Source organism: Pseudomonas sp. LBUM1662 (assembly GCF_059695915.1).
The window spans coordinates 4,390,976-4,411,463 of the sequence record NZ_CP166793.1; the positions used below are offsets into that span (position 1 = coordinate 4,390,976).

Genomic DNA, 20,488 nt, shown 5'->3' on the forward strand with positions numbered 1-20,488 from the left:
ATCATGTTCAAACTGACGCCCCTCACCGCCGCCATCCTGGTCATGGTCAGTGCCCAGGCGATGGCCGACGACAGCGTATCCACCCAGGCCCAGCTCGGCACCGCCAACATTGCCGACGTGAAACAGACCGCGGCCCCGTTCAGTACCGCCACCCAACAGCAACTCGGCCAAGGCAACGATGCCGCGGCGGTGCAAGACACCGCCACCGGCACCATCACCCAGGATCAGGTCGGCGACTACAACGCCGGCTACGGTGAGCAACTGTTCGAGAACGGCAGCACCATCGTCCAGCAGCAGGTCGGCAGCTTCAACACCAGCCATGCCAGCCAGTCGATCGGCATGGGCGAAAACCAGGCGCTGCAACAACAGACGGGCAGCGGCAACTTCTCGTTCCTTTATCAAGAAGAGCAGGAAGCCGCGAAAGGCCAGAGCTTCCAGTTCGGTGACGCCAACGAGGCCAATATCGAGCAGATTCAACTCGGCATCGCCAACACCGCGACGATCATCCAGTACGGCACCGCCAACTACGGCACCGCCGAACAGATCGCGCACATGGGCGGCGAGATCAACATCAACCAGGCCGGCGAAGGCAACTATGCCTATGGCGACCAGCGCGACGGCAACGGCGGCGTCATCACCATCAACCAGTTCGGTGATTTCAACGGCAGTGAGGTCTGGCAAGGCGCACAAACCGCGAGCGAGGCCACCGTCAACCAGTACGGGCAAACCAACGAAGCGGTGGTCGACCAGAGCTTCGGCCAAAACAACAACGCCCAGGTCCTGCAAGTCGGCGACGTCAACGCCATCTACGCCGACCAGTTCGACTCCGTCGGCTCGGTGCTCGGGCTGTACCAGCAAGGCACCGGCAACGTGCACTTCACCTATCAGAGCGGCGACAGCCATGTGCTGACCGCCACCTCCGTGGGCACCGAAAACAAGGTCTACGCCAGCAACTGGAAAGGCCCGCAACTGGGCGGTCAATTCGGCAGCAACCAGCGTGCGACCGTCACCCAGGCCGGCAACGGCAACATCGCCAGCTTCAAACAGGATGGCGTCGGCCACATCATGACCACCAACCAGACCGGTAGCGGCAACAAAACCACCGTCAGCCAGGCTGAAAACTATAACGAGCTGTACTTCGACCAGAACGGCAGCGACAACATCCTGATCGCCGACCAGCGCGGCACCACCAACCTGGCCCAGGGCACCACCAACGGCACCGGCAACACCACCGAGTTCGACCAGTCCGGCACCGGCAACCAGGCGTTCACCACGCAGCTGTATGGCAGCGACAACATGATCACCGTCAAACAGGCTGACACCATGAACGTCGCGTACGTGACCCAGGGCGGTACTGGCAACACGGCCAGTGTTGATCAGAGTGGCGTGACCCAGACGGCGACGATTCAACAGATGGGTGCTGACAACCGGGCGACTGTGCTGCAGCAATAATCGCAAGGCATAAAAAACCGCGGCCCTCGGGGGTGGGTCGCGGTTTTTTTTGTGCTTGATGGAGAGGTGTCTGCTTTGGAGCCGCCTTCTCGGGCAAACCTCGCGCCGACATTTGATCTTTCATGGAACACGGATTTTGTGAGCGACGAAGATCCCCTGTGGGAGCGGGCTTGCTCGCGAAGGCGGAGTATCAGCAGACATCAATGCAGAATGACACTCCGCCATCGCGAGCAGGCTCGCTCCTACAGTTGGATGGGGTATATCCGGGGAAGAATGGTCCGCTGTCAGGCCGCCTTCGCGAGCAAGCCCGCTCCCACATTTTGATTTTCATGGGACGCGGATTTTGTGAACGACGAACCCCCCCTGTGGGAGCGGGCTTGCTCGCGAAGGCGGAGTATCAGCAGACATCAATGCAGAATGACACTCCGCCATCGCGAGCAGGCTCGCTCCTACAGTTGGATGGGGTATATCCGGGGAAGAATGGCCCGCTGTCAGGCCGCTTTCGCGAGCAAGCCCGCTCCCACATTTTGATTTTCATGGGACGCGGATTTTGTGAACGACGACCCCCCCCTGTGGGAGCGGGCTTGCTCGCGAAGGCGGAGTATCAGCAGACATCAATGCAGAATGACACTCCGCCATCGCGAGCAGGCTCGCTTCTACAGTTGGATGGGGTATATCCGGGGAAGAATGGTCCGCTGTCAGGCCGCCTTCGCGAGCAAGCTCGCTTGTATGTTTAGACTTGAAGGGGTGGGCGGGACTAAAAGCTCGATTCCGACTCTTGCCAGTACGGACCGTGGGAGACTTCTCGTCCCGCCCTTTCTACCCAAAGCGCCGATAAGGAATTCATCGGTAAAACCGACGATAGAGGCAAGCCAGCGCAAGGGTAAACCCCGACAAGCACCTAAACCCTAGCTCCGAGGATTCGTCATGACAATCCTTACTTCACCAACGGTGATTGGTATCGATGTGGCCAAGGCCCAAATCGTGGCTTACCGCGAAGACCTGAAAACCACTCAACACATCAACAACGACCGTGAGGCTCTTGGCCGTTGGCTCAAAATGCTGCCTGCGCAAAGCTCAATTGCCCTGGAAGCCACCAGCATTTACCACTTGGACACGGTTGAACTGGCCCATGAAATGGGGCACCGGGTTTACGTGGTGGATGCTTATCGGCTGAGCCATTACCGCGAAAGCATTGGCCAGCGGGCGAAAACCGACCCTTGTGACGCGCGCCTTCTGGCGCGTTACCTGAGCAGTGAACAGCAGCGGCTGCGCGTCTGGAGTCCACCTCCGCAGGACTACAAGGTGTTGAAAAGTCTGCTGCATCGACGCGCAGAACTGGTCAACTTGCGTGTGAGTCTCACGTTGAGCTGGTCGAGCGAACTGCTCTTGAACGATGAGCTGGCCCGGCTGTTGAAGTCCCTCAAACAATCTGAACAGGCCATTCAGAAGTTACTGTTCAAAGTCAGTAAAAGGGCCGGCATTACCGAAAACATCAAGCGCTGCAAAGCCATTGAGGGGATTGGTGATCTGACGGCTATCGGCTTGGCGACCGCTTTCATGCGCGGCCACTTCGCCAGCGGCGATGCGTTCATTGCCTTTTTGGGAATGGACTTGAGGCCCAAAGACTCCGGGAAAAAGAACAGCCCCCGTCGCCTGAGCAAAAAAGGCGATACAGAGTTACGGCGTCTGGCTCACAACGCGGCAATGGCGGCTTGCAGGTCTCTCACCTGGAAACCGTTCTATGAATCCTATCTGGCCAGAGGCCTGGCCAAAACCCAAGCCCTGGTCATCCTCGCTCGCAAGCTGTGCCGGGTGGCATTCGCGCTCATGAAATCAGAGCGAATACCAGCCGAATTTGAGGCAGCAGGGTTCCCCTGCAACATAGAATCTCCCACAGGGGATTGAGTACATCCGCGATGGGGCCTGTCATTCAGCCAATAACCTACTGACAAACCACCCTCCCCCAAACACCGCGAAAAATTCGGACTTCCCCTACAAGCCAAACCGAATCCCCCGGCATCCACCCGCAAGCCCCATCGCCAAAGTGCCCCATTTCCAAGGATCGGGCACAACGCGTGACCAAACTCATCCCCCAAGACCAACTCGTTGGCGAGCACGGCCAGGTACTCGACAGCCATCAAGCTGCCGACGCGCTTCGCCAAGCCCTCAACTACCCATACGACTTGCAAGGCTTCGACGACCTGCTGAATGCCGTGGGCGCCAACAGCTCCAACTACATGCAGGCCGCCCACCAGCAGAAACTGATCAACGCCGTGAGCAGCGGCTATTGGGCAGTGGTCACGCCTCGCGTCAATCCGGATAACGGCGGCGGCTCGTGGAATGGATTCAAGCCCCAACCCGAACCACCCCCGGCGCAACATCTGGTCGAAGATCACGCCTTCACCCAACCCAAACCGGCGGAGTCGGGTTTTCACATTGTGGAAAAGCCCATGAGCCTGGAGTCCCTGGAACGTTCGCTGTACGAGAACTCGCCCAGCGATGCGTTACGCCGCGAATTCCGTTCGCTCAACCGCCATCTGGGTGAGTACGTGAAGCCAGGGCAAATGGTGATCTTCAGCGATTCACGGCATTACATGTGCCGGCGTGAAGAGGCGCAGATGATGATTGCTGCGCAGAAGGTCAACGAGGCGCTCAAGGATCTGAGTGATGAAGAGGCTTCATTCATGGTTGAGCACCATGAGGTGATTGAGCCGTTTTTGGGAGTTGGCTCGGGTGGATTGGGCGTAGCGTCGTTCATGGTTGGCCAGCACCTGGAAACGCTGAAAGGGACCCTCAAAGAACTTGAGCGTTTACATTCGGAACAATATCGTGAATACGGCCACCTTAAATCTCCCGATTTTTTTGCAAAGCGTAAGCGACTCATGACGAAACTGGATGCCGGTTTGGGGCCTTTGGTTCGCAAAGGCACAGGGATCCCGGATCATCCCAAGCTAAAACGTGCTTTGGGGCTTTCTACGCGTCGCGTAGTTCACCATTGGAACAAGGCTGGCGCGCCTGGTCAGTTGCCCGGCTATGCCACCCATATCGATGGCGTGGCGCGAGCCTCCAAATACATAAAAGCAGGTGGTTATGTAGCGATAGGTTTTGGCGCTGGTTCAGCGGCGATGAAAATTCACGAAACGTGCCGAGTCGGGCGCGAAGATGAATGCCAAAAGGTCAAGTTTGTACAGGGCGGGAAACTCTTGGGGAATGTCACCGGAGGCGTTCTTGCGGGGGCCATTGGAGCAACAGTCGCTGAGGGCACTTGTTTAGCCATTGGCGCAGGGACTTACGGACTGGGCGGGATGGTTTGCCTACTAGTGGTAAGCGGAATGCTAGCTGCGGAAATGGGAGACAGTGGAGGTCAAGCCGGTGAATACATCGGTGAGAAGTTACATGAGGTTATTGAGTGATGAGTCTTGACCAGGTTATAGGCTTGTCCGGCATTCTACTCTTTGCGCTATTTATTATGAATTGCGCATTTATGGCTTATGTAGTGACCTATAAATTCAAAGAGATACAAAATCACTTTACAAACTCCCGCCTGGTTACTTCCCACCGAAGTGATACCAGTACCCCGATCATTTTCCGTGCCGGAAGCTTGGTGTTGATATGGTCGCTATTGATGTTCAAGTTCTTCCGAAAAATGGATCCTGACGCAATCGAGGAAGTTAAGCTCTTCCCTAGACATTTGAGGCCTTGGGTAATTGTTCCCGGCCATATCAATGCGTTTTGCCTCGTCTGGGGGGGCGGTATCTTGATATGGATTAATGTTAAGGATTTCCTGTGATGACTCCCTCCCTGAATCCTATCCCCTCGCTTTATGAGGGTGGTTTTTCTACTTATTCATCAGTCAGGCAATCACTTTGCCGCCTTGAGCCCGGCGCTTAAATAGATTCTCGATAGGGATGGTCGAAAGTCGCTAGGGCCGCTCATACGCAAAGGCACCGGCATTGCGGATCACCCAAAACTTAAGCGAGCCTTGGGGTTGTCAACTCGCAGAGTGATTCATCGGTGGGAAAAGGCAGGGGCGCCGACACAGTTGCCTGGGTATGCAACAAACATTGAGGGTGTCTCGCGAGCGGCAAAATATATGAAAGCCGGTGGTTATGTCGGAATTGGCTTGGCGACAGCAGCAGCCAGTATGCGGATCAATGAAGTCTGTCGGGCAGGAGCTGATGAGCCCTGCCGGAAGGTGAAATATATCGAAGGAGCAAAACTGGCGGGCAACGTTGGAGGGGCTGCCATTGCAACTTCGTACACCGCACCTATAACAATGAAGTACTGCGCAGGTGTGGCACTGAAAACGCGTGGTATCGGTGGAGTGATTTGCGTTTTGGTAATAAGCGGTGCGGAAGCGTCGCTTGGAGGTAACGCAGGTTCGAAAGCCGTCGAGTCAACCGCTGAAGTTTTATACGAATCGAGTACCCATGACTGAAACAAGACTGCTCTACGCAGCCGTCGTGATCTCTTTGTTCACTGTGGCGACTATCAACTTGGCGATTATGGTTTATGTAGGACTTTTCAAGCTCAAAGAAATGGAATCACATCTTAAAAATTGTTATCTCATCCAGGCCAACCGTCGGGAAAATGGATTCGGCTTCTTCAGCCGTAGATACAGGCTCAACTTAATTACGGCCATGCTAAGCAAACCACCTTCTTTACTCTTACTGGACGATCCTCGTGCACTTGAAGATATTCGCTGCTTTCCTCTGCATTTGCGACGTTGGATCGAGATCCCCTATCGCATGAATGCGTGTTCGTTTATAGGGATGTTTGTTGTATACGGTTGGGGCAAATACATCGGCCTGCTGGAGTGAGTTCTATCACCGGAACCAAGTCGGCTGTCAGGACGCCTTCGCGGGCAAGCCCGCTCCCACAGGTTTCGGTGTACATCTGTAAGAGATTGGTCGGCTTTCAGGCCGCCAAGGTCAAGGGCAAGATCAAAAGATCGCAGCCTCGTTGCACTCGACAGTTCCTACAAGGGGCGGTGCACACCGTAAGCTTTTCACCACTCAACAGGCCGAGCGTTAGCTCGCCTGCAGCTCTTGATCTTGATCCACCCGCCCCCTCGGGAGGCTGAGTGCAGGTGTTCATCCGGGGAGTGGCGCGTAGCGCCGTTCGACGCAGTCGAACACGCTGCATGTAGGTCGTCGCGAAGCAGACCGTAGGGCAGTGTCCCCGGATGGATACCGGAGCGAAGGAACGCCGAGCCTTAGCGAGGGGCCGGACGTTTGGGGCGAGACTTTTTGGTTCCTTTTGGGGCGTTTGCCAAAAGGGACTCGCCGTAAGGGCGAAACCATAAGTGGCCGTTACCGCAGAAATGGATATGTACAGGGGATCAAGTACGCCTGGGAGAACCAGGTCGGCCCGAAGGCCGCCTCGGTTCACTCGTCCTCACCCTCAGGCACAACCTTGGCCTGAGTCAAATAACGATCCAGCGTCGCATTATTCTCAGGCGAAGAATTATCCCCGGCCACCTGCCACAAATGCCGCTCGATCCCCTGGGCCAAAAGGTGCCCGACAGCCGCCTCGATCGCCGACAACACACACAACTGCGCCGGCTCGTTCGTGGTGTACCCGACCTCCGCCTCAAGCAACTTCTTGAACTCGATAAACTTGAACACCCCGGCACTGCGACCCACCGAGTAAATCGTCTTGCTGGTCATCACATTCGCCAGCACCTGCCCACTGCGCACATCCACCGCACGAAGGTTCACCGACACCTGATCCACCCGATACTCCCGGGAAATATCGATCCCCAGATACCGCGCCCCTTCCCCGCCACTGCGCACGTTCGTGTCATAGGCAATGATCCCGCCTTCCAGCATCAGATTCGCCGCCTGTAACGGTGGCAACTCGCCCTGAATGTTCACCGGCGTATTAGGCTTCTTCTGCGAAGCGCGGATGATCTTGCGCTCGGTCAGCAGGTTCTGCAGCCCCTCACGTTCCAGCACCACAAACCAGCCACTGGCCTGCAACGCATCCATCAACATGCTCGCCGCGCCCTGGGTCACGCTGGTCGAAAACGAACTGGCCGGGGTCGGTTTGTACTGCCCGGTCTGGTCCCGGAAGCCGTACACCACCGCCATCAACCGGCCTTTGGGTCGTGGCATGTTCAACAAGTCGTAATAGGTCGACGCCCGAGGTGTCAGGGTCGGTGATTCGGTGTCCTGCTCGGCACCCACGTTCTCGCGCAAACTGCACCCTTGCAATGCCGCCAGCATCAGCCCCAGCGCTATTATTTTTTTCATGTCCGTCTCTCCCCATCCGACCCGAATCCCCGTCAAGGGGCGAGGCCATTCACCTGGATTTCCGAAATTTCACCGGTCGCTCGGTCGGTCACTTCAATGGTCAGTGCACCGGAGTCGTCGACGACGTTGACGATAAAAGCGTCGGTGGACAGGCTCCCGGTATTGCCCGTGGAGATGTTGTCCAGCAACTGCCCCAGCAGTCGCGATTGCAACTGGCTGGTGAAGCGTTCGAGGGCCGAAGTCCCGGCCACCGAGGTGCGGTTTTTCAGGTCTGGATCGTCGTAATCGTTTTGCGCCTGAGCGTTGTTCAGCAACCAGGTGCCGTTCAGCGGGTTACCACCGAACGAAGGGTTGATGGGCGTGTAAACCAGCTCCGTGGCGTGCACCAGGCTGCAACTGCCCAGCCCGATCAACCAGAGCCCGAGGTTCCGTGAGACAGTTTTCGTTTTCATAATTCGTCCCTCTCAAGGTCCGTAGTGTCTTGCAACAAGGCTTCCAGCTTGCGCTGGACAATCTGTCCGCGTACCCAGTCGGCGGCGTCGTAGGCCTCGTCCTTGAGTTCCACGGTGTTCGGCGGCAGGAAGCGCCGATAAACCAGTCGCTGCTGATATTCCACGGTCACCAGGCTGCCCCAGCGTGCCGAAGGTCGTTCGCGTACCACCAGGTTGAAATCCATCGGGCTGGTGGCGCGCAGGCGTTCGCTGAACGAGTAGTAAAAGTCGTGGCCGATGTGCGAGATCGTGTCATCGACGATAAAACCCTTCATTTCGTCCTCCTCGCTGGCGCTGGCGAACGTCGCCACACACGCGAGGATCAGGGCCGACAGCCACTGGCGGTTCATGGCGTCATCGCCTGAGGCGAAGATGATCCGGCCTGGTTTTTCACCGGCCCCGTGGCGCCATCGAGGAAGGCTTTCTCGGCCACGAACTGCCAGTCCTTGTAGCTCGCCATGCCGGTGAAGTCCGACCACTGGCTGGGAAAATCCGACTGCTTCAACGGCAGGTCCGTGGAAGGACTGCTGAGGCCGGTGATGCGCCCGTCGAACCCACGCATCAAGGTCCATTCACCGCCGCCAATCGGGTCCGGGTACAGCTGGCGAATGTGATGTTTGGGCGACGGAAAACGCTCGTCCTGCAACAGGTCTTCAAGCTCTTTGGGGTACTGCGCCAGGCCCGGCGAACTGCGGTAATAACTGCGCAACGCCTGGGCGTATTGAGTGCCGACCCACAGCAACTGGCGTTCGCGATCACGGCGCGAGGCGGTGGACCACAACTCGCCGGCACTGGCCAGGCCCATGCCCATCACCATGATCAGAAACAGCACGCCCAGGTAAGTGAACCCGGCCTCGTCGGCGGGCTTACCACTCGGAATAAAGGCTGCCATCACGCGCCCTCCCTGTGGCACCGCTTTTGATATCGGCAACCCCGCCCGGTACGCCGTCAGGCGGCGCGACCAGCACCCAGAGGTCCTTGCGTTCGGAAATCGGGTCCATCGGCGGGTTGCGCAAGTAGCGCTGCTCCACCAATTGTTCCAGGGAATCGGGATAGCGCCCGGTGTCGCCGTAGTAGTGATCCAGGGCTTCGCGCATGGCCGACAGGCTCTGGCGCAGCGTGGTTTCTTTCGAGGCCTCGAGGCTGTTGAAATAGCGTGGCAAGGCGATGGTCATCAGGGTCGCGATGATTGCCATGACCACCATCAGTTCCAGCAGGGTAAAACCCTTTTCCCGACGCATGATTCACCACTCCTTGTACGCGATGCCGTTGAGCCCCTTGCCGCGTGCATGGGAGTAAACGTCGAAGACGTCTTCGCCCTCCCGCGGGTTTTGAGCCGTACTGTCGTAAGAGCGCAAGCCCCAGCCACCGTCGTCGTCACGCTTGACCGGCGTCAGCGGGTCATGCGGCACGCGCCGTAGAAAGTAGAACTTGGCCCCCTTGGCGCTGCGCACATCACGCACGCCTTCCACCAGCACTTGCAGGCTCGGTGGATAGCCGCTGCTGTTCAGCGACTTCTCGATGTAACCGGCGTCAAAGGCGCGTTTGTAGGCGTCGATGGCGTCGCGGATCTGGTACAGCGCCGTGCGCAATTCCTGCTCTTTGCCCCGGCGCACCACGGTCTCGGTCAGCGGCGCGGCCATGCCGGCCAGCAGGCCGATCAGGGCCAGCGTCACCACGACTTCGATCAAGGTAAAACCACGTTGCGAGGCGTTCATGATCAAGGCTTCTCGACGACAACAGTGGTGGAATTGGACGCAACCGGCCGGTCGATGTGTTCGTTCTGAATCGCCGGTTGCAGCCGGCGATCAGGCGCCTGGATGTGCATGCTGGTTTCGGTGCCGGTAGGGAATTCCATGTCCGACGGGCTCTGGTACGGCAGGTTGCGCACGATCCGTGGGGTGATCGACAGCACCAGTTCCGACTTGCCGACGGTGTCCTTGTTGCTGCCGAACAAGCGGCCCAGACCCGGGATGTCGCCAAGGCCCGGAATCTTGTTGCCGGTGGCGCCATGGTCGTCGCGCATCAGGCCGGCCAGGACCTGGGTTTCACCGTCATGCAGACGCAGGGTGGTCTGGGCGTTGCGGGTGTCGACCTGCACCGGAATCGTCCCTTGGCGAGTCGGTTCCAGTGGCGTGGCGTTGCTGACTTCCAGGGCGATCTTGATCGCCACTTCGTTGTTCAGGTGCACGGTCGGCTGCACTTCGAGCTTCAGACCGACGTCCAGGTAGGTGACGCTTTCGGTGATGACCGGGCCTTGAGTCGACGGCACCGAAGTGGCGCTGATGATCGGCACCCGCTGACCGATGTGGATGCGCGCCTGTTCACGGTTGCTGACGCGGATCACCGGGCTCGCCAGGGTGTTGATGTCGTTGTCCTGGGCGTTGATCTTGGCCTGCGGCGACGGCGAAATGCTGATCCGGCTGGAGTTGATGCCTTTGAGTTGATCGAGCAGGGTCACCGCCGAGCCGTCGCTGTTGACCACGCCGAAGGTGTTCGGCCATTGCAGGCCAAGGTCGAGAATGCGTTGGGTGGCGACTTCCATCACCTCCACTTCCAGCACCACTTCCGGGTTGGACTGGTCTTGCGATTGCAGGAGTTTCTCGGCCATGCGCACGGCGTCTTCGGTGTCGCGCATGGTCAGGGTGTTGAGGCGTTCATCGACGAACACGTCACGGGTCTTGAGCATGGTTTTGATCATGTTCAGCGCGGTGTTGGCATCGATGCTGGTCAGGTAGAAGGTGCGCATCACCAGCTCTTGATAATCCTTGAGCTTTTGCGGCGAGTCCGGGTAGATCAGCAAAGTGTTTTCGTTCACCACTTTCTGGTGCAGCTGGTTCTGTTGCAGCAGCAGTTCCACGGCGTCTTCGATGCGCACGTCACGCACGAAGATGGTGGCCTTCATGTCTGGGCGCAGGTCCTTGTCGAAGATGAAGTTCAAACCGGCGACCTGGGACAGCACTTCGAAGATGGTTTTCAGGTTGGCGTCGCGAAATTCCAGGGTCACCGGCCGGTCGAGACGGGTGCGCAGTTGCGGGTAAGGAATCACGTTGCGGCTTTGCACCAGGCGGATGTTGCCTTGCAGTTCCAGGGCGCCGTCATTCTTGGGGTCCAGTTCGAGGATCTGTTTGACCTGGCGATCGGCGCCGTAGATGTCGCCGCGCCGCAGGTCGCCCCGGGCCAGTTCGAGTTTGTCGTCGAGACTGCGCATGTGTTCGAGTTGGCGCAGGTTGTCCTGTGCACGGCGGTTGTTCGGTTCAATGGTCAACACCCGGCCATACGACATTCTGGCCGAAGCGAAATCACGCTGGGTGCGTTCCAGGTCGCCCTGGGTCAACAACGCCGTCACCGCACGGGCACGGCCGCTGGTCAGGGCCAGGTGCAACTCGGTGTCGCGAGGGTTTTCCTTCAACCCCTCCTCAATACGCGCCAGGCCGGCTTCGTACTGCCCCGCCGCCATCAGGTCGGTGCCCTCCTGCTTGGCGACCTGCGCCGAACTGCACGCGGCCAGCCCTACGCATACACAAAGGTTCAACAGCAAACGGGAACTGTTCATTGCGTGCTCCCCACAGACAAGGTCTGGGACAAATGCAGAGGCAGGTAGACAAAGCTGAGTTCCACATCGGAAATCCCCTCGATCCGCCAGGTGTCGTCGATCACATCCCCTTTGCGTACGACGTATATTTTTTCGCCGTTCTGCAAAAACACTTGCAGGTCGGTACGGTCATTGAGCTTGCCGACGAACTGGAAAGGCATCGGCGGTACGCTGGGGACTTGCACCACCGGGGTTTGGTTGACGGGTTGTTCGGTGACGCTGGCCAGCGTCGGCGCAGCCTTCCAGCTGCGGGCGGCAAACAGGTCGCCGGACGGGGTCAGGTCTTTGATCACCGCCGGTTTGCCGCTGGCTGCAGCAGCCGGCAGCGTGCCGCGGGTTTTGCTTTTGAGGGGGGTAGTCGCGGTCGCAACCGACGCCTCGACTTCGTCCGACGGCATGAAGTAATCAGGCCCCCAGGTCAGCGCCGCGGCCACACCGAAGAACGCCACCCAACCCACTGCGCGTTTGGTATTCATCATGACCTCGACAGGTAAAGGGTCATGCGGATCCGCCCGGTCAGGTCGGTGTCGGCGATCTTTTTACGCTGGAACTCCACGTCCTCCACCACCACGGCCGGCAACTGGCCGAGCAACGCGTGCAGGAAGCGCCGCAGTTGCGGGTAGCTGCCCCGCACCGGCAGCAGAATCTGATAGCGGGCCAGATGGGTCTTGGGGTCGATGCCCAGTGAATATTCACCGCGGGCCAGGGTGATGTGTTCCTGGGCCGCCAGCGCGTAGATCTTGTCGATGGCCACGGTGGCTTGAGGCTGCGATGGCAGCTTGCTGCGGAAGTCGTCGAGCTGACGTTGCGGTATCACTGGAGCGGCGACGCTGCCGTCTTCGACCTTGGCCAGGTACTCGCCGGCTTCACGGGTCTGCTGGCTGAGGGTTTGCAGCGAATTCCAGTCCGGCATCAAGCCACCCAAGGCCCAGACCAGCGCCAGCAGCAGCATCGCCAGCCCTGCCAGACCCGGCACGCCCAGGCCTTGCAGGTATTCGTGGACGATCAATCTAGAGATTCGCATCGCCGATCTCCCAGCTAGCCGACAGGTTGAATTGCACCGGTTGCTCCGGCGATTTCACGACGATTTCGTGGCTGAGCAGCGACACATCGGAGAGCTCGTCGCTGGCTTCGAGGCGGCGGTGGAAATCGAGCATCGCTTCCAGGTCCCGGGCCTCGGCGCTGATGCGCACCTGGCCTTTGCGAGCATCCGGGGTCAGGGTCAGCAAGGCGATGTTGTCGCGCGGCATGGCTTCGAGCATGGCGAACAGGCGCTCCCAGGGCCGGCGCAATTGCTGCGAAACCTTGCGCATTTCCGCCAGGTTCTGTGCCTGCTCGCGGGTTTCGGCCGGGCTCAGGGTGACTTTGCTGCCGGTGTCGCCGGTGAGTTCGCGCTGGGCGTGTTGCAAATGGCCTTGCTGTTGCGAGGCCTGTTCGGCGACATGCTGCTGGGCGACAAAACAGGTCACCACCAGCACCACGCCGCCCGCCAACAGGCTCCAACCCAATGGGCCAGAGCGGCGGCGTGGCTGGAAGTCGAGCGTCAGGGCGCGCATGTCAGGCCACCGCCCGGGACATCACGTACAAACAATCGCGTACGCCAGTCCGGTCCTCTTCGAGGGTGCGCAAATGCACACCGGGTACGTCGGGCTGCACATCGATGCGAGCCGGCGCGTGCAGGTAAACGTTCAGCGGCCGCTCGCTGGTGGAGGCCTGCAACTGGCTTTCCCGGCCGATCAGCGCGGTCAGTGCGGCATCGCTGTCGCTGCTGCCCACCGAACGCACCGAGGTCCAGCGCCCTTCCCTCGCCAGCAGCAAGACACTGCGTACCGGCTCGGCGACTACGAACAGGAAGTCGCCGGCATCAAGGCTTTTATCGAAGTGATTGAACGCCGCCATCAGGTACGGCTGCACCGAACGCAGGCGCAGGCCCCGACCGCTGACCAGGCTGCGCAGACGCGCCAGCAAGTCTTGCGGCAGCGCGGTGGCGATCCGGTCGTAACCCGAAGGTTCGGCCGACAGCACCATGTTCCAGGGTTGGGTCGGTACGCCGTAAAGGTCTTCGAAACACAGTTGGGCAAACCCGAGCAATTCGTCAGGGCTGCTGATTTGTTCGCTCCAGGGCACCAGGCAGAAGCGGCTGAAGTGACCGGAGACCACCACGCTCAATTCCGCACCGGCCGGCGCATGCTCGCCCAGCAAGCGGTCGAGGGTTTCGAGGGCGACGGCCCAGGCATGGAAGCCTTCGTCGATAAAGCCGACGCTGCCCAGCCACAGGGTGTCGCCACCTTTGCGCTGGCCCAGGCCGACACCACTGGCGCCGAGCACGGCGACATAACGATCACGAGACAAAAGTGACACGATTGATCTCCTCGAGCGTGGTCCGCCCCTCTTGCACCAGTTCCAGGGCCGACTCGCGCAACAAGCGCAAGCCACGTTTGCAAGCGTGTGCCTTGATCTTCGAAACGGGTTGGCGCTCGACGATCATTTGCCGCAGTTCGTCGTCCAGGTGCAGCAGCTCGGCAATCGCAGTCCGCCCGCGATAACCGGTGCCGCGGCAATGGCCGCAGCCTTTGCCGTGGACGAAGTGGTAGTGATCGACCTTTTGCGGATCGAGCCCGGAGAGGCGCAGTTCTTCATCGGTCGGGTTGCTCGGCGCGCTGCAACTGGCGCACACCAGGCGGATCAGCCGCTGGGCGAGCACAGCGTTGAGGGCCGAAACGAGGCTGTAGGGGTCGATTTCCATCTGGGTAAAGCGGCCGATCACGTCGAACACGTTGTTGGCGTGAATGGTGGTGAACACCAGGTGACCGGTGAGGGCCGATTGCACGGCGATCTGCGCCGTATCGGGGTCGCGGATTTCACCGACCATGATCTTGTCCGGGTCATGGCGCAGGATCGAGCGCAGGCCACGGGCAAAGGTCAGGCCTTTCTTTTCATTGACCGGGATTTGCAGCACGCCCGGCAGTTGGTATTCCACCGGGTCTTCAATGGTGATGATCTTGTCCACGCCGTGGTTGATCTCGGTGATCATCGCGTAGAGCGTGGTGGTCTTGCCGCTACCGGTCGGGCCGGTCACCAGCACCATGCCGTAGGGTTCGGCGGCCAACCGGCGCAGCGCGCGCAGTGTTTCGTCTTCGAAGCCCAGGGCCTGCAATTGCACACCGCTGACCTTGTCTGCCAGGTCCTGTTTGTCGAGTACCCGCAGCACCGCGTCTTCGCCAAAAATGCTCGGCATGATCGAGACCCGGAAGTCGATCTGGCGGCCGCTGATGCCAATCTTGAAGCGACCGTCCTGGGGCACGCGTTTTTCGCCGATGTCCAGTTCGGCCATGACTTTGACCCGGGAGATCACCTGCTCGGCGAACTCGCTGCCCTGGATCTTGCTGATGTTGTTCAGCACGCCGTCGATCCGGTACTTGATCACCAGGCCGCTGCCGGTGGTGCCCAGATGGATGTCGCTGGCGTGCATTTTCAGCGCGTCGTAGAGGGTCGAGTTGACCAGTTTGACGACGACGCTGGCGTCTTCGCTGATGCTGGTCAGGGACAGACTTTGCAGGGTGTCGATTTCGACATTGGCGTCGGCCTGGGCGTTGAGCGATTCCACCGCGTGGAAACTCTCTTCGTGGCGCGCCAGGTAAGCCTTCAGGTCGTCGGCATGTACCAGGTACAGCGGCGCGCCGTGCAGGCAATCATCGATCCAGGCCAGGCGCGACGTGTCGAACGGGTCGGCAAACACGCCAATGACCGCATCGTCGTGACGCAGCAGGATGAATTCGCGCTTGAGGCATTGGGCCAGGGTGACCCGGTCGAACACCGGGGTGGCTTGAAACAGGGTGTCGGTGTCGAGCACCGGATAATGCAGGGTAGCGCCGAGGCACTGGATGAAGGGCATGGGGGCCAGTTCGCACAACACCCCGAGGGCCTCCAGAACCCGCTCGCCGGAACTGGTTGCCCGGACCCGGGCCTGGGCCAGTTGTTCACTGGAAAAGCGAGACGGTACACATTCCAACTGCGCCGGTTCTACGGCAAGGGATAGACGGTCCATGGCATGCTCTCCAACGCCGGGGGCTTTGAGCCCTGTCGACGCGGCGAGCAATTACGGCATGTACCGGAACGGCTTGTCGCGCCACTACTCCCCGGTGAGCAATTGTTCGTCGTCTGGTGCCTTGGAGGTCGATGAACTTCGTCGACGATCTGCCAGCACCCAACTACCGTCGTACAGCTGCAGCGGGAAGCTTTCGGTCCTGCTCTGGCGTCGTTCGACGAATCCTTCGGATGGGCTCGCGCCTGTTCGGTTTTCCCGCTCCATCCCTAAAAGGTCACAGACTGCACGGGCCAATTCCGCCAACGGAAACGGTTTGAACAGGATATGGCTGACTCCCAGTTGCCGGGCCCGCTCACACACTTCAGCGGTTGGGTGCCCGGTAATCAGCACAAAATGGCACTTCCTGTTCTGGCGGACGGCATCGAGCACCTGAAAGCCTTCCATATCGGGCAAGCGGTAATCGAACACCATCACATCGGGTGAAAAACGTTCGGCTTCGCCGATGGCTGTTTCACCGTTGTGAGCTATCCGGACTTCCAGCGCTTGCGCCTGCAGGTAACCCTGGAGGTTTTCCGCCAGCAACTGTTCGTCTTCAACAACCAGTACTTTGTTTAACAAGGTGGACTCCTTGAAACCGCAGGTCCGATATTCGTGCCTGGGAGTACGCGCCTTAATTAGGCTAACGCACACTTCATGCCAGACTGAGCGCCGGTTTTCGACCGCTTCATCTCTATGATTTTCATGAAAAAATCTTTTCGTTCAGGAACCCCGTCCCCCAAAGGCGGGGAAGCGCTCGGATTTGCCCTGAAGCTTTCCCCACATTTGGGGGGGACGCTTCAATCATCGTCAATCCGTTCGATGCGATTGCTAGATCGCAACTGCGCCAGAACCTGTAGACGAGCCTGATCCTTTTGCTGTCGGGCAAGGTAAGCCCGAACCATTTCAAGCCCCTGAGATTCTGAGACATCGGCTGCCTCCTGGTGGTTCTGTAGATAAATCAAATGCCAACCCACAGGCGTGCGCACCGGCGCGCTGACCGCGCCCGGTGCCAGGGCAAATGCCGCTGCTTCGAACTCCGGCATCATGCGCCCACGAGGAAAATAGCCCAGATCCCCGCCTTCGGTGGCGGAAGCGTCTTCGGAGCCGGCCCGGGCGACGCTGGCAAAGTCTTCGCCCTGGCTGATTTTCACCTGCATCTCCTCTAAGCGTAGCCGGGCTGCTTCAACTGTGGCGGCATCGGCGCCCTGAGGCACTTTGACCAGGATGTGCCGCGCCTGGATTTGCTCGGGGGTGCTCATCTCGGCGCGATGTTCCTCGTAGAACGCGCGGACTTGTTTTTCGTCCGGTTCCTTCACCTGGACAAGGTCGGCGAACACTTTCTGCGCCGCAAGCTCACGCCGGGTGTACTCGGTAAAACTGGCTTCGTCGAAACCGGCGTCTTCGAGCCTGCGGGCGAACACCTCGGCACCACCGATCGCTTGCCGCGTCTGCTCGACCTGGCTTTGCACCACCTCATCGCTGATCTTTACCCCGCGCTTGCGCGCTTCCTGCCACAGCAACTCTTTGTCGATCAGGGCGTCCAGCGCTTTCTGGCGCAATTGTTTGTACGCCTTGGGGCTGCGAATGCTGCCCACGGCGCGGCCCTGGTCCTCCAGGAATTCGGCGAAATAACGCTCCAGGCGGAACTCCGAAATTTCCTCGCCGTTGACTCGCGCGGCGGCCGGGCCACTGCTGGCGAACGCCATGGGGCCCCACAAGGTCAGTAGGATCAGCAACGTCTTGAGGTTCATTATCAGGCCTCCCGTCAGGGTGTCGCGGCAATGGGTTTGTATGGAGCGACCAGAAAGAAGCGCTGGTCGGGCAAATCTACGGTGACGATGTGGGCACCGCTCAAGCCCAGTCGGCGACCCGGGCCGAAGCTGAGCAGCGGAGTCAGCCCGGTGTCGAAATCGTGCAAGCCTTCCAGGGCACTGATGAGCTTCTCGCGGCTGGCGTCGCGCCCGGCCTGTTTCATGCCTTCGCTCAGCAGCAGCATCGAACTGAAGGCGCCGACTTGCAGCACCGCGTGTTCACCGCCCAACCCCTGGTTCTGGCGCAGTTGGGTCAAGGCCAGGCGCCCGGCCAGCGTCCAGTCACTGGGCACGAACGGATAGGCCAGAAATACCCGCCGGGAAAAGCCACTGGGCAATTGAAACAGGTCGCCTGCCACCTGATTCGAGGCGGCGAACAGGTAAGGCACCTGTCCCGCCGTTTGCAAACGCTCGGCGAGGCGACTGAACCCGCCGCCGCTGCCCAGGTAAAACACCGAACGCGCCCCCAGCGGCAGCTCGTCCTGCGCCGAGGTGTAGGCCAGCAGCCGCACTTGTTGCCAGGCGTGATCTTGCAAGTACTGGCCAAGGTTCTGCGCCGCCAGCCGTTGGCTCGGCTCGTCCGGGTAGGCAATCAGCGTCGGCCCCTGGAGCACGCGCAAACTGGCGGCGCCGTAGTCGGCCAGGGCGATCAGTTGCTCGCGCAGCCCAGACAGGGGTTCGAAAATCTGTCGACTGGCCGGGGCCATGCCCTGCAGCGAAAGCGGCCCGATCAGCGGAATGCCGGCGCGTTCCAGCCGCGTGACCATTTCAGTGTCGAGCGCGGGTGCCAGCGGCGCGATCAGGGCGAACACCTGCTCCTGCTCGATCAAGCGGTCCAGCGCCTGTTCGGCACTGGCGCGGTCCGGGCCCGGATCGAGGATCGTCAGGCGCAGTTGCCGACCATGAATCCCGCCTGCCTGGTTAATCCGTGCCACGCTGCCCTTGAGCACCGCCGCCACCGTAGCGCCCTCCGTGCCGAGCGGTCCCTGGCTCGGCAACAAGGTGCCCAGGTGCAGGCTGTCGGCGGTCAACCCGGGATCGCGGTCTTCGGCCACGCGTTTGAGGTAGGCCGTGAGGTTGCGCTGGTCATTCATCGACAACACGAACCGTGGCATCGCCGGGTCCAGCCGATTATTCGCCGAATCGCGCCCTTCCTGAATCGCCCGGGCCAGTGTGCCCTCGGTGTAGGCCGGGTAATTGCGACCGTTGATCTGTTGCTGCCCGTAACGGCTGGAGAGGCGCGGCCAGCTGATGTCTGGCGGCCGGACCCCGCCTTCGGGTCGCCCCTGGGCATCGGCGCCATGGCAATTGGCGCAGGGCAGGCTGGTGGCCGGCAGCAGCATGCCGGCCGCGCCCACCCGGGCCATGATCGGTTCACCGCTTCCGGACACGCCCTCGCGATACAGCCGTTTACCGGCGCTTTCGCTGGGGGTCAGCGGCAACGCATGGGCGCAGAGGCTGATGCCTCCAAGCAGTAGCAGGCTGAGGACGAGGGCGGTTTTCATGGCGCGCGCTCAACGACCGGCCACGGGCATTGTCAGCAACTGCAAGCGCTGGGCAATGGCGGCGGCCGGTGCATCGGGACGGATCTTGCTCCAGCGCTTGTTGGCCACATCACCGACAATCAGCTGCGTCGAGTGCTGCTCGGGAGTCGGCACAATCTGGCCGATGCGCCCCAGTACAAGGTCCATTTGTGCCTTGTCGCCGGTGAGAAAAAGCCAGTGGGGGCCATCGACGCCCTGCTTCAAGGTGTAAGCCTTGAGTACCGCCGGCGTATCGCGCAGCGGATCACTGGTAAGGGAGATAAAGGTGATGCCGTCGGCCTTGTCGCCCAGTACCTCGCGAACTTCCTTGAGCTTCTGGGTGATCAGCGGGCAGGCATCGTTGCAACTGGTGAAAATCACGTTCAGCAGCACCACGCGGTTTTGCAGCGCATCACTGTAGAAGCGCAGCGTGTTGCCGTTCTGGTCTTGCAAGGGCGTGTCGGTGAACCAGGTTTTCGCATCCCGGGTGCCGCCGGCCGGTTGTGCGGCGGCGGCCACCGCCGGCGCCGGCTCCTGGTGTCCTTCGTGGGAAAACGCCATAAAACTGATCACGCAAAAACACATCGTCAGGAAGATCAAAACGAGGGCTTTCATGGCTGATGCTCCATGGCAATGGCAGTGTGTTTGGCGTGGGTCTTACGCTTGCCGCTGAGTTTCTCGACTTCACGTGTGAGCACCGCCGGGTCGGTAAAACCGTAATAACGCGTCCAGTGTCGGCTGTTGCCGTCACCCACGAGGATCAGCGGCTGATGGCTTTTGAAGTCACCGCTGAATGAGCCGAGGCCCTTGAGGGTTTCGTTGATCGATTGCGAGCTGCCGGTCAGCCAGCTCCAGCCCGGCCCCTTCTGGAAGCTGCGGGCGTAATCATTGAGGCGCTTGGCGTCATCGCGCTGCGGGTCGATGCTGATCGACACCAGCTGCACTTCGTCACCGACCCGGGCGCCGAGTTGCTTCTGCACCTTGCCCATGATCGACGACACCACCGGGCACACCGTGGTGCAACTGGTGTAGATGAAACTCATGACCACGATCTTGTTGGTCACCAGATCCTTTTCCAGTCGCACCGGCTTGCCGTTCTGGTCCACCAGCGCGACGTCGGCGAATTTGACCTGGGCGCTCTCCGAACTGGCGCTTTTGGCCGGCATGTCGTGCCCGGCGTGTTCATCCGCCGAGTGCGCCAGGGCCTGGCCGATGCCGACGGCCAACAGGCAGAACGTCAGCAGTCCACGGTGTGCGAATCGGTTCATGTCT

22 protein-coding genes and 1 pseudogene are annotated in these 20,488 nt (G+C 60.0%); 6 read left to right on the forward strand and 17 right to left on the reverse strand.

Going from position 1 to position 20,488, the window contains the following annotated elements; translation table 11 throughout:
• Positions 1-3 precede the first annotated feature (3 nt).
• From ACA049_RS19880 to ACA049_RS19905, 6 genes and pseudogenes are all read left to right on the forward strand, one after another.
• Positions 4-1,452 (forward strand): curlin, encoded by a 1,449-nt coding sequence (locus ACA049_RS19880; RefSeq protein WP_497329165.1) that lies wholly within the window; start codon positions 4-6, stop codon positions 1,450-1,452.
• 927 nt (positions 1,453-2,379) lie between these two features.
• Positions 2,380-3,340, forward strand: a pseudogene (locus tag ACA049_RS19885) (IS110 family transposase).
• A 190-nt stretch (positions 3,341-3,530) separates the two neighbouring features.
• Positions 3,531-4,868, forward strand: a complete 1,338-nt coding sequence (locus tag ACA049_RS19890) for a hypothetical protein (RefSeq protein ID WP_497329167.1) — start codon at positions 3,531-3,533, stop codon at positions 4,866-4,868.
• On the forward strand, positions 4,868-5,245 hold the full coding sequence (locus ACA049_RS19895; protein ID WP_497329169.1) for a hypothetical protein: 378 nt from the start codon (positions 4,868-4,870) through the stop codon (positions 5,243-5,245). The genes ACA049_RS19890 and ACA049_RS19895 overlap by 1 nt, the downstream gene beginning before the upstream one ends.
• 303 nt (positions 5,246-5,548) lie before the next feature.
• Positions 5,549-5,893, forward strand: coding sequence for a hypothetical protein (locus tag ACA049_RS19900; RefSeq protein ID WP_497329171.1), 345 nt, complete (start codon positions 5,549-5,551; stop codon positions 5,891-5,893).
• The gene (locus ACA049_RS19905; RefSeq protein WP_497329173.1) at positions 5,886-6,275 is read left to right on the forward strand and encodes a hypothetical protein; all 390 of its coding nucleotides are present in this window, start codon (positions 5,886-5,888) and stop codon (positions 6,273-6,275) included. Before ACA049_RS19900 ends, ACA049_RS19905 begins: the two co-directional genes overlap by 8 nt.
• A 567-nt stretch (positions 6,276-6,842) precedes the next feature.
• Here the strand turns inward: ACA049_RS19905 and ACA049_RS19910 are convergent.
• The 17 genes from ACA049_RS19910 to ACA049_RS19990 form a co-directional block, all read right to left on the reverse strand.
• Positions 6,843-7,709 carry a CsgG/HfaB family protein gene (locus tag ACA049_RS19910; protein WP_497329175.1) on the reverse strand — a complete coding sequence of 289 codons (867 nt, stop codon included), beginning with the start codon at positions 7,707-7,709 and terminating at the stop codon, positions 6,843-6,845.
• A gap of 32 nt (positions 7,710-7,741) precedes the next feature.
• The gene (locus ACA049_RS19915; RefSeq protein WP_109632931.1) at positions 7,742-8,161 is read right to left on the reverse strand and encodes a curli assembly protein CsgF; all 420 of its coding nucleotides are present in this window, start codon (positions 8,159-8,161) and stop codon (positions 7,742-7,744) included.
• Positions 8,158-8,550, reverse strand: coding sequence for a curli production assembly/transport protein CsgE (gene csgE / locus ACA049_RS19920; RefSeq protein ID WP_497329177.1), 393 nt, complete (start codon positions 8,548-8,550; stop codon positions 8,158-8,160). The genes ACA049_RS19915 and csgE overlap by 4 nt, the downstream gene beginning before the upstream one ends.
• Positions 8,547-9,092: a type II secretion system protein gene (locus ACA049_RS19925; protein WP_497329179.1), complete on the reverse strand. Its 546-nt coding sequence runs from the start codon at positions 9,090-9,092 to the stop codon at positions 8,547-8,549. Before ACA049_RS19925 ends, csgE begins: the two co-directional genes overlap by 4 nt.
• Positions 9,067-9,441: a type II secretion system protein gene (locus ACA049_RS19930; protein WP_042932745.1), complete on the reverse strand. Its 375-nt coding sequence runs from the start codon at positions 9,439-9,441 to the stop codon at positions 9,067-9,069. Before ACA049_RS19930 ends, ACA049_RS19925 begins: the two co-directional genes overlap by 26 nt.
• A 3-nt stretch (positions 9,442-9,444) precedes the next feature.
• Positions 9,445-9,918: a type II secretion system protein gene (locus tag ACA049_RS19935; RefSeq protein ID WP_109632936.1), complete on the reverse strand. Its 474-nt coding sequence runs from the start codon at positions 9,916-9,918 to the stop codon at positions 9,445-9,447.
• Positions 9,919-9,920: 2 nt separating this feature from the next.
• Entirely contained in the window at positions 9,921-11,756 is a 1,836-nt protein-coding gene (locus tag ACA049_RS19940; RefSeq protein WP_497329181.1) for a secretin GspD/PilQ domain-containing protein, read from the reverse strand.
• The gene (locus ACA049_RS19945; RefSeq protein WP_497329183.1) at positions 11,753-12,271 is read right to left on the reverse strand and encodes a hypothetical protein; all 519 of its coding nucleotides are present in this window, start codon (positions 12,269-12,271) and stop codon (positions 11,753-11,755) included. Before ACA049_RS19945 ends, ACA049_RS19940 begins: the two co-directional genes overlap by 4 nt.
• On the reverse strand, positions 12,271-12,819 hold the full coding sequence (locus tag ACA049_RS19950; protein ID WP_109632942.1) for a GspMb/PilO family protein: 549 nt from the start codon (positions 12,817-12,819) through the stop codon (positions 12,271-12,273). The genes ACA049_RS19945 and ACA049_RS19950 overlap by 1 nt, the downstream gene beginning before the upstream one ends.
• Positions 12,806-13,351, reverse strand: a complete 546-nt coding sequence (locus ACA049_RS19955) for a PilN domain-containing protein (protein WP_131059660.1) — start codon at positions 13,349-13,351, stop codon at positions 12,806-12,808. The genes ACA049_RS19950 and ACA049_RS19955 overlap by 14 nt, the downstream gene beginning before the upstream one ends.
• A 1-nt stretch (position 13,352) precedes the next feature.
• Entirely contained in the window at positions 13,353-14,156 is an 804-nt protein-coding gene (locus ACA049_RS19960; RefSeq protein ID WP_497329185.1) for a hypothetical protein, read from the reverse strand.
• Positions 14,137-15,843: a GspE/PulE family protein gene (locus ACA049_RS19965; RefSeq protein WP_497329187.1), complete on the reverse strand. Its 1,707-nt coding sequence runs from the start codon at positions 15,841-15,843 to the stop codon at positions 14,137-14,139. Before ACA049_RS19965 ends, ACA049_RS19960 begins: the two co-directional genes overlap by 20 nt.
• A gap of 84 nt (positions 15,844-15,927) precedes the next feature.
• Positions 15,928-16,461, reverse strand: coding sequence for a response regulator (locus tag ACA049_RS19970; protein WP_094471710.1), 534 nt, complete (start codon positions 16,459-16,461; stop codon positions 15,928-15,930).
• Positions 16,462-16,679: 218 nt separating this feature from the next.
• Positions 16,680-17,633 carry a peptidylprolyl isomerase gene (locus ACA049_RS19975; protein ID WP_497329189.1) on the reverse strand — a complete coding sequence of 318 codons (954 nt, stop codon included), beginning with the start codon at positions 17,631-17,633 and terminating at the stop codon, positions 16,680-16,682.
• Positions 17,634-17,647: 14 nt separating this feature from the next.
• Entirely contained in the window at positions 17,648-19,198 is a 1,551-nt protein-coding gene (locus tag ACA049_RS19980) for a cytochrome c/ABC transporter substrate-binding protein (RefSeq protein ID WP_497329191.1), read from the reverse strand.
• Positions 19,199-19,207: 9 nt separating this feature from the next.
• A complete protein-coding gene (locus ACA049_RS19985; protein ID WP_497329193.1) occupies positions 19,208-19,831 on the reverse strand; it encodes an SCO family protein in 624 nt (207 codons plus the stop codon).
• Positions 19,828-20,484 (reverse strand): SCO family protein, encoded by a 657-nt coding sequence (locus tag ACA049_RS19990; protein WP_497329195.1) that lies wholly within the window; start codon positions 20,482-20,484, stop codon positions 19,828-19,830. The genes ACA049_RS19985 and ACA049_RS19990 overlap by 4 nt, the downstream gene beginning before the upstream one ends.
• Positions 20,485-20,488: the final 4 nt, after the last annotated feature.

Excerpts from the sequence above, each read along its gene's own strand:
- ACA049_RS19880 (WP_497329165.1), top strand. The coding sequence starts at position 4 with ATGTTCAAACTGACGCCCCTCACCGCCGCCATCCTGGTCATGGTCAGT.
- ACA049_RS19895 (WP_497329169.1), top strand. The coding sequence starts at position 4,868 with ATGAGTCTTGACCAGGTTATAGGCTTGTCCGGCATTCTACTCTTTGCG.
- ACA049_RS19900 (WP_497329171.1), top strand. The coding sequence starts at position 5,549 with ATGAAAGCCGGTGGTTATGTCGGAATTGGCTTGGCGACAGCAGCAGCC.
- ACA049_RS19905 (WP_497329173.1), top strand. The coding sequence starts at position 5,886 with ATGACTGAAACAAGACTGCTCTACGCAGCCGTCGTGATCTCTTTGTTC.
- ACA049_RS19910 (WP_497329175.1), bottom strand. The coding sequence starts at position 7,709 with ATGAAAAAAATAATAGCGCTGGGGCTGATGCTGGCGGCATTGCAAGGG.
- ACA049_RS19915 (WP_109632931.1), bottom strand. The coding sequence starts at position 8,161 with ATGAAAACGAAAACTGTCTCACGGAACCTCGGGCTCTGGTTGATCGGG.
- csgE (WP_497329177.1), bottom strand. The coding sequence starts at position 8,550 with ATGAACCGCCAGTGGCTGTCGGCCCTGATCCTCGCGTGTGTGGCGACG.
- ACA049_RS19925 (WP_497329179.1), bottom strand. The coding sequence starts at position 9,092 with ATGGCAGCCTTTATTCCGAGTGGTAAGCCCGCCGACGAGGCCGGGTTC.
- ACA049_RS19930 (WP_042932745.1), bottom strand. The coding sequence starts at position 9,441 with ATGCGTCGGGAAAAGGGTTTTACCCTGCTGGAACTGATGGTGGTCATG.
- ACA049_RS19935 (WP_109632936.1), bottom strand. The coding sequence starts at position 9,918 with ATGAACGCCTCGCAACGTGGTTTTACCTTGATCGAAGTCGTGGTGACG.
- ACA049_RS19940 (WP_497329181.1), bottom strand. The coding sequence starts at position 11,756 with ATGAACAGTTCCCGTTTGCTGTTGAACCTTTGTGTATGCGTAGGGCTG.
- ACA049_RS19945 (WP_497329183.1), bottom strand. The coding sequence starts at position 12,271 with ATGAATACCAAACGCGCAGTGGGTTGGGTGGCGTTCTTCGGTGTGGCC.
- ACA049_RS19950 (WP_109632942.1), bottom strand. The coding sequence starts at position 12,819 with ATGCGAATCTCTAGATTGATCGTCCACGAATACCTGCAAGGCCTGGGC.
- ACA049_RS19955 (WP_131059660.1), bottom strand. The coding sequence starts at position 13,351 with ATGCGCGCCCTGACGCTCGACTTCCAGCCACGCCGCCGCTCTGGCCCA.
- ACA049_RS19965 (WP_497329187.1), bottom strand. The coding sequence starts at position 15,843 with ATGGACCGTCTATCCCTTGCCGTAGAACCGGCGCAGTTGGAATGTGTA.
- ACA049_RS19975 (WP_497329189.1), bottom strand. The coding sequence starts at position 17,633 with ATGAACCTCAAGACGTTGCTGATCCTACTGACCTTGTGGGGCCCCATG.
- ACA049_RS19980 (WP_497329191.1), bottom strand. The coding sequence starts at position 19,198 with ATGAAAACCGCCCTCGTCCTCAGCCTGCTACTGCTTGGAGGCATCAGC.
- ACA049_RS19985 (WP_497329193.1), bottom strand. The coding sequence starts at position 19,831 with ATGAAAGCCCTCGTTTTGATCTTCCTGACGATGTGTTTTTGCGTGATC.
- ACA049_RS19990 (WP_497329195.1), bottom strand. The coding sequence starts at position 20,484 with ATGAACCGATTCGCACACCGTGGACTGCTGACGTTCTGCCTGTTGGCC.